The organism is Sulfitobacter faviae (assembly GCF_029870955.1).
GTDB lineage: Bacteria > Pseudomonadota > Alphaproteobacteria > Rhodobacterales > Rhodobacteraceae > Sulfitobacter > Sulfitobacter faviae.
Window position 1 is genome coordinate 451,407 of record NZ_PGFQ01000001.1, and the last position, 11,810, is coordinate 463,216.

At 64.3% G+C, this 11,810-nt stretch carries 16 protein-coding genes and 1 pseudogene; 9 read left to right on the plus strand and 8 right to left on the minus strand.

Going from position 1 to position 11,810, the window contains the following annotated elements:
* Positions 1–20: 20 nt before the first annotated feature.
* Positions 21–710 carry a histidine utilization transcriptional repressor HutC gene (locus CUR85_RS02375; RefSeq protein ID WP_067261360.1) on the minus strand — a complete coding sequence of 230 codons (690 nt, stop codon included), beginning with the start codon at positions 708–710 and terminating at the stop codon, positions 21–23.
* Positions 711–890: 180 nt separating this feature from the next.
* Here CUR85_RS02375 and CUR85_RS02380 point away from each other — a divergent pair.
* Positions 891–1,411: pseudogene (locus CUR85_RS02380) on the plus strand (cell wall hydrolase).
* A 3-nt stretch (positions 1,412–1,414) separates the two neighbouring features.
* Here CUR85_RS02380 and CUR85_RS02385 read toward each other — a convergent pair.
* From CUR85_RS02385 to CUR85_RS02410, 6 genes are all read right to left on the minus strand, one after another.
* A complete protein-coding gene (locus CUR85_RS02385; RefSeq protein WP_067261463.1) occupies positions 1,415–1,843 on the minus strand; it encodes a YqaA family protein in 429 nt (142 codons plus the stop codon).
* Between the two features lie 96 nt (positions 1,844–1,939).
* Positions 1,940–2,104, minus strand: a complete 165-nt coding sequence (locus CUR85_RS02390; protein ID WP_082851946.1) for a hemin uptake protein HemP — start codon at positions 2,102–2,104, stop codon at positions 1,940–1,942.
* A 5-nt stretch (positions 2,105–2,109) separates the two neighbouring features.
* Positions 2,110–2,286: a hypothetical protein gene (locus tag CUR85_RS02395; RefSeq protein ID WP_156505605.1), complete on the minus strand. Its 177-nt coding sequence runs from the start codon at positions 2,284–2,286 to the stop codon at positions 2,110–2,112.
* Positions 2,287–2,446: 160 nt separating this feature from the next.
* Positions 2,447–2,764 (minus strand): heme-degrading protein HmuQ, encoded by a 318-nt coding sequence (gene hmuQ, locus CUR85_RS02400; RefSeq protein ID WP_067261356.1) that lies wholly within the window; start codon positions 2,762–2,764, stop codon positions 2,447–2,449.
* A gap of 11 nt (positions 2,765–2,775) precedes the next feature.
* The gene (locus CUR85_RS02405; protein ID WP_136720425.1) at positions 2,776–3,540 is read right to left on the minus strand and encodes a ChaN family lipoprotein; all 765 of its coding nucleotides are present in this window, start codon (positions 3,538–3,540) and stop codon (positions 2,776–2,778) included.
* Positions 3,534–3,788 (minus strand): hypothetical protein, encoded by a 255-nt coding sequence (locus tag CUR85_RS02410; RefSeq protein WP_067261355.1) that lies wholly within the window; start codon positions 3,786–3,788, stop codon positions 3,534–3,536. Before CUR85_RS02410 ends, CUR85_RS02405 begins: the two co-directional genes overlap by 7 nt.
* A gap of 428 nt (positions 3,789–4,216) precedes the next feature.
* Here CUR85_RS02410 and phnC point away from each other — a divergent pair, with 428 nt between their 5' ends.
* The 5 genes from phnC (at position 4,217) to CUR85_RS02435 (ending at position 8,832) form a co-directional block, all read left to right on the plus strand.
* Positions 4,217–5,011 (plus strand): phosphonate ABC transporter ATP-binding protein, encoded by a 795-nt coding sequence (gene phnC / locus CUR85_RS02415; RefSeq protein ID WP_067261353.1) that lies wholly within the window; start codon positions 4,217–4,219, stop codon positions 5,009–5,011.
* 45 nt (positions 5,012–5,056) lie between these two features.
* Positions 5,057–5,965, plus strand: coding sequence for a phosphonate ABC transporter substrate-binding protein (gene phnD / locus CUR85_RS02420; protein ID WP_067261351.1), 909 nt, complete (start codon positions 5,057–5,059; stop codon positions 5,963–5,965).
* A 73-nt stretch (positions 5,966–6,038) separates the two neighbouring features.
* Entirely contained in the window at positions 6,039–6,917 is an 879-nt protein-coding gene (gene phnE / locus CUR85_RS02425; protein ID WP_067261349.1) for a phosphonate ABC transporter, permease protein PhnE, read from the plus strand.
* Positions 6,918–6,982: 65 nt separating this feature from the next.
* Positions 6,983–8,218 carry a phosphonate ABC transporter, permease protein PhnE gene (gene phnE, locus CUR85_RS02430; RefSeq protein ID WP_082851945.1) on the plus strand — a complete coding sequence of 412 codons (1,236 nt, stop codon included), beginning with the start codon at positions 6,983–6,985 and terminating at the stop codon, positions 8,216–8,218.
* Positions 8,218–8,832 (plus strand): LbetaH domain-containing protein, encoded by a 615-nt coding sequence (locus CUR85_RS02435; protein ID WP_067261346.1) that lies wholly within the window; start codon positions 8,218–8,220, stop codon positions 8,830–8,832. Before phnE (CUR85_RS02430) ends, CUR85_RS02435 begins: the two co-directional genes overlap by 1 nt.
* On the opposite strand, the gene phnF is transcribed toward CUR85_RS02435, so the two are convergent.
* Entirely contained in the window at positions 8,829–9,542 is a 714-nt protein-coding gene (gene phnF, locus CUR85_RS02440) for a phosphonate metabolism transcriptional regulator PhnF (RefSeq protein ID WP_067261345.1), read from the minus strand. The genes CUR85_RS02435 and phnF overlap by 4 nt on opposite strands.
* A gap of 101 nt (positions 9,543–9,643) precedes the next feature.
* On the opposite strand from phnF, the gene phnG reads away from it, so the two are divergent.
* From phnG to CUR85_RS02455, 3 genes are read left to right on the plus strand one after another with little or no spacing between them, the layout of a single operon-like run.
* Entirely contained in the window at positions 9,644–10,102 is a 459-nt protein-coding gene (gene phnG / locus CUR85_RS02445) for a phosphonate C-P lyase system protein PhnG (RefSeq protein ID WP_067261343.1), read from the plus strand.
* Positions 10,102–10,662, plus strand: a complete 561-nt coding sequence (phnH, locus tag CUR85_RS02450; protein ID WP_067261341.1) for a phosphonate C-P lyase system protein PhnH — start codon at positions 10,102–10,104, stop codon at positions 10,660–10,662. Before phnG ends, phnH begins: the two co-directional genes overlap by 1 nt.
* Entirely contained in the window at positions 10,662–11,765 is a 1,104-nt protein-coding gene (locus CUR85_RS02455; RefSeq protein WP_067261339.1) for a carbon-phosphorus lyase complex subunit, read from the plus strand. The genes phnH and CUR85_RS02455 overlap by 1 nt, the downstream gene beginning before the upstream one ends.
* Positions 11,766–11,810: the final 45 nt, after the last annotated feature.

Genomic DNA, 11,810 nt, shown 5'->3' on the forward strand with positions numbered 1-11,810 from the left:
CCACCCGCGGCGGCGGCAGCTTAATAGCGCGTGGTCAGGCGGTGGCCGGGGCGGTAGGACAGCCGCACATAGGTCACCGCCTGCCCCTCCCACCACGTCGACCGCTCGACGGTAAAGACCGGATCGCCCAAGCCGCAGGCGAGGTATTCGCTCAGCCGCTGATCGGCCAAACCGGCGGAAAGGCTGATCTCCACATCCGAAAAGGGAATGGCCGAGATCAGCCATTCGTTCGGCCCGACCTCGGTGAAACTCTCCTCCCGCGCCTGCGGCAGGGTGGCGAGGTTGATCCAACGGTCCTCAAATTGATAGGGATCGCCATCGGCGTAATGCATGCAGACCAGATGCAATGCCTCGCTCCCCGCGCCCAGTTTGAGCCGGGCGCGCAGCCAGTCGGGCGCAGGCTCGACCCGGTGGCTCACCCGCGAATACCGGTAGTCGGCGCCCTTCTCTTCGATCTCGGCCCGGACCAGCGGAATGTCGAAACGCGCCTGCCGCAGCGGGGCCATGCGCACCCGCGTCCCCGCCTTGCGCCGCCGCTCAATGAAACCCTCTTCGGCCAATTCGCGCATGGCGCGGTTGACCGTCGCCCGGGCGCAGCCATAGGTCTCGGCCAGATCGACCTCATTGGGCACAAGGCTGCCCAACGGCCATTCGCCCTTGGTGATCTTTGACAGGATGTCGGTCTTCACATCCCGGTAGGTGACTTTCATAGGGCGGCCTGCTGCGATCATGACTGTTTTACCAAGCATTACACTAGATTAATCCCCAGCCCAAGCGCCCCCGCGCGCCCGGCCCAGAGGGAAACCGCCGGAGCCGGGCGCGGGTCTTGCCTCCCGCCGCATTTGCTGGAAAATTACGTGCCACCTGCCCCTCAGCCAGAAAGGCCGCCCATGCGCGTTCAGCCCCCGAAGATCCGCACTGCCGCTTTGCTCTTGAGCCTTGGCCTGCTCGCCGCCTGCGGTGGCAAACAGACCGAAGTCGTCGCGGTTCCGGCGGATGAGGTGGAGTGTATGGCCCGCGCGATGTATTTCGAATCCAACCGCTCCAGCCGCGACGGAATGGTGGCCGTGGGCACGGTGGTGCTGAACCGCGTCCACTCCGACGCCTTTCCTAACACGGTCTGCGGCGTGGTCGGCCAGCCCAATCAATTCGCCCCCGGCGTGATGACGAAACCGATGACCGACCGCGGCGCCCCGTTGGCCCGCGCCACGGCGCTGGCGGTGCTTCAGGGGAGCGGCACCCGAAGGTCACCCGCGCCAAATTCTTTCACGCGGCGTGGTACAATGCAAACTACAACAACATGCACTATGTGGTGACCGCAGGCGGCAATGCCTTTTACGAAAAGCGCCGCGCCCATCTTGTGACCGCGCCCAATCCGCTGCCGCCGCTCGAAGGGATCACCCCGCACTGAGGGTCACAGAACCCCGCGGGCGATCAGGATCAGCACGAGGTAACGCCCGCCCTTGGCGAAGCTGACGATCAGCAGAAACCGCCAAAGTGGTTCGCGCAACATGCCCGCGGCCAAGGTCAGCGGATCGCCGATGATCGGCACCCAACTGGCCAGCAGGCTCCAATAGCCCCACCGCCGATACCAGCCAGAGGCGCGGGCCATCTGCTTGGCCGAAAAGGGAAACCAGCGGTGATCGGCGAAATGACTAAGGTAGCGGCCCAGCCACCAGTTCAGCAGCGATCCGAGCACATTCCCCAGCGTCGCCACCAGCCACAGAAGCGCCGTGGCATGAGCGCCCGACCACATCAGCCCCAATAGCACCGCTTCGGATTGCGCGGGGATCAGGGTGGCCGCCAGCAGCGCCGCGAAGAACAGGCTCAGCAGGGCCAGCATGTCGGCGACAAAAGTGGGCAAAGACGGCAGGGCATGGCGCGTCAGTAATGACGCCGCGCCCACAGGGCAAGCCGCGCTTTGGAACAGCGCGCAGGCTTATTTGGTCAGGATCAACTTGCCCGCCCGCGTGATGCGCAGCGTATAGGTCTGGCCGTCCAAGACGATATTCGCGGTCGAGCCATTGGGCACCAAGGCGCGGGCATCATGCACAGCCTCTTGGGCCGGTTGAGCGGCGGGCGATGGATCGGGCAGTTTTTGCATCAGGCTCATGCCATCTCTCCCATTTGGCGGGCGCGTTGCAGATCGATGAGATGCTCCAGCCCGAAACCGTCGCAGGCTGCGGCATCGTTGCTGCCAAGCGCGATGTCGCGCCAGCTGTTGTTGGATGGGGTCTGTAGCCGGGCATGGGCCATTGGCTCGGGCGTGGTCACGGGTGTCCTCACGGGGCGGGCTCCTTTCCATTGACATCCGGGCTTCCGACGCGCGGTGGCTTGGACGGTTTCGGCGTAAAGTCGTTCATACCCCGGCGAAAAGCCCGGGCTCCCTTAACGGCTACTTAATCCGATTATTTTAGTCAAGTATAGAAACCCCGGCCCTCCCGCGTTATTCCGCGTCGATCTTCTGAATGGCGCTAAAGCCTTCGAACCGCGGTGCACCCTCATGCAGCTTGCGGGTCTGCCCCGCCCGCGCATGGGCGGCGCGAAAGGCATCGCTGGTGGTCCAAGCCCGAAAATGCGCCTCGCTCTCCCAAACGGTGTGAGAGGCATAGAGGATCGTCCCCTCCGCCTCGGGCCCTTTAAGCATGTGGAAGGAGACGAAGCCTTCGCTCTCCTTCAGGTGGCTTTCGCGGTTCAGCCAAAGCGCTTCGAAAGCGGCGGCATTCTCGGGCAAGACGGTGAAACGGTTCATGGCAAGATACATGGGCCTGTCCTTTACTTCTTGATTAGGGCGTTGCAGGGGTCGTCGTGCTCAGCGGGCGGGATGAGACGGGTCTCATCGAAAGGCACCGCGGTCTCGGCCTCTACAAAGCCGATGGCATGGGTCGTGACCTCGGGAGCGGCTTGGGCGATGAGGGCGGGAATGCCCCAATCGGTGCGGGCGTGGCCATTGCCGGTGATCACTGCCACGGGCGGGCCGTGGACTTTGAGCGCATCGAGCGCGGCGCGGGCGAAGGTGGCGTCGCGGTAGCGCTGCACGGCGACCATCCCGCCCATCATCTCGCGCGGCATGGCTTCGCAATGGGCAGCGAATTGCAACTCTACCCGCGCGGCCTGCTGATCCTCCGGCAAGGGCTGGTCAAGGCCGAAGCGCGCCGCCTCAGGCCCGAAGAGCGCGGCTGCCCCCTCGCGGTACACGCGCTGCACCGCCTCACGCGGGGCGGCGGCACCGATAATGCGGGCGTCTCCCAAAGCGTCAAAGATCGGGGCATAGATATCGAAGTGCTGCCACCCGCTCGCCGCCCAAGCCTGCGCAATCTGGCTGCGATCGGCGTCGGCCTTTGCCGCCTCTTCGGCGGTGAGCATCTCGAACACGACGGCAGTGGGGCGGAGCGCCTCTAGGGCAGCGGCCTGTTCGAGATGGGCATGGGGATTGTCATGCACCTCGCCAAAGATCACGATCTCGGCGGGGGTGTCAGCCTTCGCGGGCAGCGCCAGCCAGAGCAGCAGCGCGGCGCAAAGGCGCTTCGCGCTCACGATTTGCGCTCATCCGTGTCATTTTTGATCTCGGGGTCGTTGTAATCGTTGGGGTCAAAGTCTTCGGGGTCGAACGGGTCTTCGTCTTCGGCGATGCCGCTGACATGGGTGGTGCCGCTTTCCTCGTCAAAGACCAGCCCGTAGTTCGCCTTGCCCTCGCTTTTGTAGCGCCGAAACTCGTGGATGCCTGCGTAGACGAAAACCAGCGTGATCGGCAGCAGAATCAGAAATGCGATAACTTGGGCGTCCATGAACGCGCTCCTTTGAATGCTTGTCGGGGCCTGTCTCACCATAGGGGCGCGGGTGGAGGACACTGCGCGCGCGGTGATCCGGCCAAAGATCTTAACGGTCGCTGCGCCAATTGCGCGGCCTGACCAGATGCGGCCCTATCTGAACCGCCTTGTGAGAGAAAGCATTAATCCGCGCAGTTTGTTCCGCAAGCTCTATTTCGCAGGCCCTTGTTTTATTGCGTTCCACCGGCCCTTCGGCCCTCGCAGCCCCGCTCGTTTGACCCATGCGCAGCACCGGCAGCATCGCACAATCGCCTATAAAACAAGCACAAACGCGCAGGCTTAGGCAGCCGTTCCGCAAAAAGGGACGCGTTACAAAAGCTTCGTCAAACTTAAACATTCGTGACATTCACCGCTGCGATAGCTCGCCCCGCAAACCCCGGGGACTTATGCTCGTCATTTCTGAACTGACCAAAACATTCGGCGCGAACACAGCGGTGGCCCGCGCCAACCTAGAGGTCGACAAGCCGCAGATGATCGGAATCATCGGGCGCTCCGGCGCGGGGAAATCTACCCTGCTGCGGATGCTCAACCGGCTGACCGATGCCTCCTCGGGGCAGATCCTGTTTCAAGGGCGCGATGTGACCGCCCTGCGCGGCGCGGCCCGGCGCGGCTGGCAGGCGGAATGCGCGATGATCTTTCAGCAGTTCAACCTCGTCCCGCGAATGGATGTGGTATCGAACGTGCTGCATGGCACGCTCAACCGTCGCTCGACGCTGAGCAGCATCTTCAACCTCTACCCCGATGCCGACATCACCCGCGCCATCGAAATCCTCGACCGGCTGGGCATCGCACAGCACGCGCCCAAACGGGCCGAGGCGCTTTCTGGTGGGCAGCAACAGCGCGTCGCCATCGCCCGCGCCCTGATGCAGGACCCGCAGATCATTCTGGCGGATGAACCCATCGCCAGCCTCGACCCGATGAACGCGCAGGTGGTGATGCAATCGCTGCGCCGCATTCACGAGGAAGATGGCCGCATGGTCATCGCCAACCTTCACACGCTGGATACCGCGCGCCGCTACTGCGACCGCGTGGTGGGGATGCGCGACGGCAAGATCGTCTTTGACGGCACGCCCGAACAGCTGACCACCGGCATGGCCCGCGAAATCTACGGTGCGGACAGCAGCTTTTCCGAAGCCGCCACCTCAACCGAGATCGAAACGCTGGACAAAGTGCCAGCCTGACACGACCCGCCCCAAAGGGCATTTTTTGCAAACGGAGACGACACAATGAAAAAGCTCATCGCCGCCGCCTTGGCAACCACGGCCCTCACCGGCACCGCCATGGCCCAAAGTGCCGAGATCGACGAATTCCGCATCGGCATCCTCGGCGGGGAAAACGCGCAGGACCGGATGAACTCCTACGAATGCCTGCGCGGCTACACCGAAGAGCGCCTTGGCGTTCCGGCCAAACTCTTTGCCCCGGCCGACTATAACGGCGTGATCCAAGGTCTGCTGGGCGGCACGCTCGACATGGCATGGCTGGGCGCCTCGGCCTATGCCGCCGTGCATCTGCAAGACCCCGAAGCGGTCGAGCCGGTGCTGGTCAAGATCAACCTCGACGGCTCCTACGGCTATCACTCCATCGGCTTTGCGCGCAAAGACGCGGGCATCGAGAGCCTCGAAGACATGCAGGGCAAGGTCTTTGGCTTTGGCGATCCGAACTCCACCTCCGGCTACCTGATCCCCTCCATCGAAATCCCCCAGACCACTGGTGCCACGATGGAATCCGGCGACTACTTCGGCGAAGTGAAATTCACCGGCGGCCATGAGCAGACCATCGTCGCGGTCAACAACGGTGACGTCGACGGCGGCGTGACATGGGCCGACGGTCAGGGCAACTGGGAAGACGGCTACAACTCCGGCGCGCTGCGCAAAGCCGTGGACGCGGGCCTCGTCGACATGAACGATCTGGTGGAAATCTGGCGCTCCAAGCCGATCCCCGAAGGCCCGGTTGTGCTGCGCAAGGCCCTGCCTGAAGAGGTCAAGGCGACGATGACCCAACTGGTGGATGAACTGCACGAGATGGACGCCGATTGCGCCTACGGTGTGGCCGCGGGCGAGAGCCTTGGTTTCGATCCGATCGCGCATGACGCCTATGTTTCCATCGTCGAAGCGCGCAAGGCGAAATCCAACTGATCGCAGCGATTACAAGACATCTGGCAGGTCCCGACAACGATTGTCGGGGCCTGTCGTCATAGGGGGACGACAGATGCACCAGACCACCACCGCACCAGATATCACGGCGGATTACCTTGCCCAGACCCGACAAAAGCGGGTGATGAACATGATCCTGCTGGTCGTTTTCCTGGCCCTGCTGATCGGCGGTTTTGGCACCGCCAATGCCCGCAACGCAGGCGGGTTCTGGAACGGGCTGCCCAATATCTTTGACTTCCCCGCCGATGTGCTGGGCGAGGCTTGGGAGCGTATCCATCTGCTGCCCGGCTATTTCGTGAAATACCTCCCCTCTCTGATCGAGACGGTGAACATCGCCGGGGCCGCCACGCTGATCGGTGCGCTGCTGGCCTTCTTCGCTGCCCTTCTGGCCACCCGCGGCCTTGCCCCGGCCCCGTGGCTCGTAGCGCCGCTGCGCCGCCTTCTGGACGTGCTGCGCGCGGTGCCTGAGATCGTCGTCGCGCTGGTGCTGATCTTCTTGCTGGGCGGCGGCCCGGTGCCTGCGATGATCGCCATCGCGCTGCATACCGTGGGCGCGCTCGGCAAGCTTTTCTCCGAGGTGAATGAAAACGCCTCTCTCAAACCTGTCGACGGCCTTGCCTCTGTCGGGGCGGGCTGGCTGCAACGCATGGTGCTGGGCGTCGTGCCGCAGGTCGCGCCCAACTACCTTTCCTACGCGCTGCTGCGGTTCGAGATCAACATCCGCGCCTCGGCCATCCTCGGCTTCGTCGGCGCAGGCGGCATCGGCTATGACCTGCGCAACACGATGTCTTGGGGTCAAGGTAAATTCGACGAGGCGGCGGCGATCTTTCTGCTGCTCTTCGGCACCATCATCATCGTCGACCAAGTCTCAAGCCATTTCCGCGATCGGCTGACCCATGGCCGCGCCTATAAGGACAAGGGAGCCATCCTGTGACCGACCTTACCGCTTCCACCCTCCCCGCTCAGCAGGTCGCCAGCCGTAGCTTCCGGCGCAAACGCATGGCGAGCCTTGCCGCCCCGGTGCTGATCCTTGCCTATCTCACTTACGTCTTCTTTGCCTTCGACGTGGCCGGTCTGGGTGACCGCATCAATGTGTCGAACATGAAGACGCTGGTGGCCGACAGCTATAGCTACAAAACCCATGTCGCCCGCGACAACCGCAACGGCGAGATGGAGATCGCCATCGAAGGCGAGCGCAAGGGCCGCTATGCCCCCGGCACCGCCCCCGATTGGGTCACCTTGGGCGAGACGACCCGCGTCGAGTTGGGCAACGGCCATACCGTCGAACTGGGGCCAGAGGTGCGCTATGACGTGCCGGGCTACGGGCTGATCACCGCCACGCCGGGGCGCAGCGGCGTTAATGCCACCCTGCCCGATGGCCCCTTGCCCGCGTGGATCAACGCCTCGAAAAACCGTCTTGCCGTGACCACGGAGGCAGGCCGCCTGACGATCACCCGCAACCGCGCCGAGGTCTTCCGCTATTTCAACGGGTGGGAGCTGTTCTTCTTCACGCTCGACAGCCCCTACTACGGCATGTCCCCGCTTGAGCTGCTGCGCAGCGGTGAATACGGCGCGATCTGGCAGGACTTTTGGACCAACAAGATGTGGCGTCACGGCGATGTGGCTTGGGCGCTGGTCGAGACCGTTCTCATGGCCTTCCTCGGCACCTTTGGCGCGGCGATGATCGCCCTGCCGCTGGGGTTTCTTGCGGCCAAGAACTTCTCTCCGCTCGGCGCGCTGCGCTTTGCCGCGCGGCGGCTCTTTGACTTCCTGCGCGGGGTCGATGGGCTGATCTGGACCATCGTCCTGTCCCGTGCCTTTGGCCCCGGCCCGCTCACCGGCTCGCTGGCGATCCTGCTGACCGATACCGGCACCTTCGGCAAAATCTTTTCCGAGGCGCTGGAGAATGTGGACGACAAGCAGATCGAGGGCATCGCCTCTACCGGGGCCACCCCCGTGCAGCGCTACCGCTTTGGCGTGATCCCGCAGATCACCCCGGTTCTGCTGAGCCAAGTCCTCTACTATCTGGAGTCCAACACCCGCTCTGCCACCATCATCGGCGCGATCACCGGCGGCGGCATCGGTCTTTTGCTGACCCAAGCGATCATCACCCAGAAAGACTGGGAAGAGGTGAGCTATTACATCGTGCTGATCATTCTGATGGTCGTGGCGATGGACAGCTTCTCGGGCTGGCTGCGCCGCAAACTGATCGCGGGCAATGAGGCGGGCCACTGATGGCGCGTCTCAAACCCGATGCGCCCTTCCTTCACCCGGACTGCGAAGTGACTGACACGCAGTTCGGGCGCTATGTCGAGATCGGGCGCGCCACGCGCCTCGCCCATTCCGAGATCGGGGATTACTCCTATTGCGACCGCTGGTGCGACATCGCCAACACGCAAGTCGGCAAGTTCAGCAATATCGCCGCCAGCGTGCGCATCGGGGCCACCGATCACCCGATGGAAAAGGCCAGCCTGCACCACTTCCACTACCGCGCCGGGGATTACTTCGACGAGGCCGAGGATGACGCCGACTGGTTCGCCTTCCGCCGCAGCCGCCGCACGGTGATTGGCCATGACACATGGTTGGGCCACGGCGCGCAGGTCCGGCCCGAGGTGACCATCGGCCACGGCGCGGTGGTGGCGGGCGGAGCCATCGTCACCCGCGATGTCGCCCCCTATATGATCGTCGCCGGCATCCCCGCCAAGCCGCTGCGCCGCCGCTTTTCCGAAAGCATCGCCGCGCGGATAGAGGAATTGGCGTGGTGGGATTGGCCCCATGATCGGCTGCAAGCATCGCTCAAGGACTTCCAAACGCTATCCGCCGAAGCGTTTTTGGAGAAATACGGCTAGTCGCCGGGGTTGAGCGTCAGCGTCACCCGGTCACCCGCGAACCAAGTCACCCCGTATTCCACCGGCACGCCCTCGGGGTCCACGTTGATCCCCGCCGAGCGCAGGATCGGCGCGCCTTCGGACAGCCGCAGATGCAGCGCCTGCGTGGCAGTGGCAAGCTTCGCCGTCAGCCGGGTCGAGGCGCGGGTGTAATCCGCCACCCCGCCCTGCGCCAAGGCGGTGGTGACGGAACGGCTGGCCTCAAGCGCCGCCAACAGATCGGGAAACCGCGCGGCGGGAAAGATGCTGCGGAAGATCGCGATGGGCTGCTCATCGGCCAGCGACAGCCCCTCATAGACATGCACCTGCGCCTCGCCCTCCAGCCCCAACTGCGCGGCCTCATGGGCCGAGGCGGCGCGTGTCTCCAAGGTCAAGACCTCCTTGGCTGGCACCCGCCCCGCCGCCGCGAGGTTTTGGTGAAAGCGCACCCGTTTGCCGATGGGATAATCCGTGGGCCGCTGCGCCACGAAGACCCCCGCCCCCCGGCGGCTATAGGTCAGCCCGCTCTCGTTCATGTCGCTGATCGCGCGGCGCACCGTGTGCCGGTTGACCCCAAAGCGCGCCGCCAATTGCGCCTCGGTCGGGAGCCGGTCACCGGGGGCGTATTTCCCCGTGGCGATGTCATGGGTCAGGGCGGCGGTAATGGTTTTCCAGATCGCAGTACGGGCCATGTCGCAGAAGTTTCACATATCCAAGCTTGCGCCAGCGGAAGGCCAGCGGCTAATACTTGTCTAGTTGTATAGTAAATTAGACAAATGCACAAGGTGTCTAGATGACGGTTGAAACCAAGGAAAAGACCCGCGACAGGCAGGCGTGGATGGGCCTGCTCGCACGGGCCGAGGCCCGCGATCTCGCCCGGCTTTGGGAGGGCTTCGGCCCCCTGCCCGCCCATGAGGTGCTCCGCGCGCCTGAGATCGGCGGCGTCATGCTGCGGGGCCGGATGGGCGCTGTGGGCGATGCCTTCAACATGGGTGAGATGTCAGTCACGCGCTGTTCGGTCCGGCTGACGGATGGGCCAGACGGGCACGCCTATGTGCAGGGCCGCAGCCGCGACAAGGCGCTGCAAGCAGCCCTTGCCGACGCGCTGATGCAGGGTGATGCGGCGGATGAGGTCCGCGCGAAACTGCTCGACCCGCTGGCCGAGATCGAGGGCCAGCGCCGCGCCAGCCGTGCCGCCAAGGCCGCCGCCACCAAGGTCGACTTTTTCACCATGGTCAGAGGAGAAGACTGATGCAGACCCTATCGCTGACAGGTGGGTTTCGCGACGCGCCCAAAGACGCCGCTTTTGCCTTTCGCGCGGTGATGAACGCCATGGCCAAACCGGGGGAGATCAACAGCGTGACCGGGGCCGAACCGCCTGCGGGTCTCTCCACCGCCGCCGGGGTTGTCCTGCTGACGCTCTGCGACCCCGAAACGCCGCTCTACCTCGCGCCCGGCTTCGACCGGCCCGAAGTGCGCGACTGGATCACCTTCCACACCGGCGCGCCCTTCGCCCCCGCAACTGCGGCGCAATTCGCCTTGGGCGCTTGGGACGATCTGCCGCGCGGCGACTTCCCCCTCGGGACCGCCGCCTACCCCGACCGCTCTGCCACGCTGATCGTCGAGGTGGATGATCTGCACGGCGATGGCGCGACCCTCTCCGGCCCCGGCATCAAAGACAGCGCGGCATTGTCTCTGCCCGAGCGCGCCGCCTTCCAACAAAACGCGGCGCTCTTCCCGCGTGGGCTGGATTTCATTTTCACCTGCGGCGACCGTCTGGCGGCGCTGCCCCGAAGCACAAAGGTGTCCTGATGTATGTAGCGGTAAAAGGCGGCGAGCGGGCGATCGACAACGCCCACGCATGGCTCGCCGAAGAGCGGCGCGGTGACGCAAAGGTGCCCGAACTCAGCGTCGCGCAGATTCGCGAGCAGATGACGCTGGCGGTGAACCGGGTGATGGCCGAAGGCTCACTCTATGATCCCGACCTCGCTGCGCTGGCGATCAAACAGGCGCGGGGCGATCTGATCGAAGCGGTGTTTCTCATCCGCGCCTATCGCACCACCCTGCCGCGTTTCGGGGCCTCGCGCCCGATGGACACCGGAACCATGGCCTGCGACCGCCGCGTCTCGGCCACCTTCAAGGACGCGCCGGGCGGGCAGGTCTTGGGGCCGACCTTCGACTACACGCACCGGCTGCTGGATTTCAAACTCGCCGCCGATGGTGAGGTGCCCCCGGCCCCCGAAGCGCCCGAGGCCGAACCGCCCGCGGAGACGCCGCACATCATGGAATTCCTCGACCGCGAAGGGTTGATGCAGCGCGACACGGACAGCAAGACCCCGCCGCGCGACCTGACCCGCGAGCCGCTGGAACTCCCCGCCACGCGCGACCTGCGCCTGCAAGCGCTGACCCGTGGCGACGAGGGCTTTGTTCTCGGCATGGCCTACTCCACGCAACGCGGCTATGCGCGCAACCACGCTTTCGTCGCGGAACTGCGCATCGGCAAAGTCGCGGTCGAAATGGATATTCCCGAACTGGGTTTCGCCATTGAGATCGGCGAGGTCGAGCTGACCGAATGTGAGACGGTGAACCAATTTGCAGGCTCCAAGACCGAGCCGCCGCAGTTCACCCGCGGCTATGGGCTGGTCTTCGGCATGTCCGAGCGCAAGGCGATCTCCATGGCGCTGGTAGACCGGGCCTTGCGTTGGGAGGAGTTGGGCGAAGACAACCTCGGCGCGCCGGCGCAGGACGCGGAATTCGTGCTCTATCACGCCGACAACATTCAGGCGACGGGGTTCTTGGAGCATATCAAACTGCCCCATTACGTCGACTTCCAATCCGAACTCGAACTGATCCGCAAACTGCGCCGCGAGGCGACAGCCGCGGCGCAAGACGCAGCACGGGAGGCCGCGGAATGAACCTTGCGATGACACAGAGTGACCAAGACAGGCATGAGGACCGGG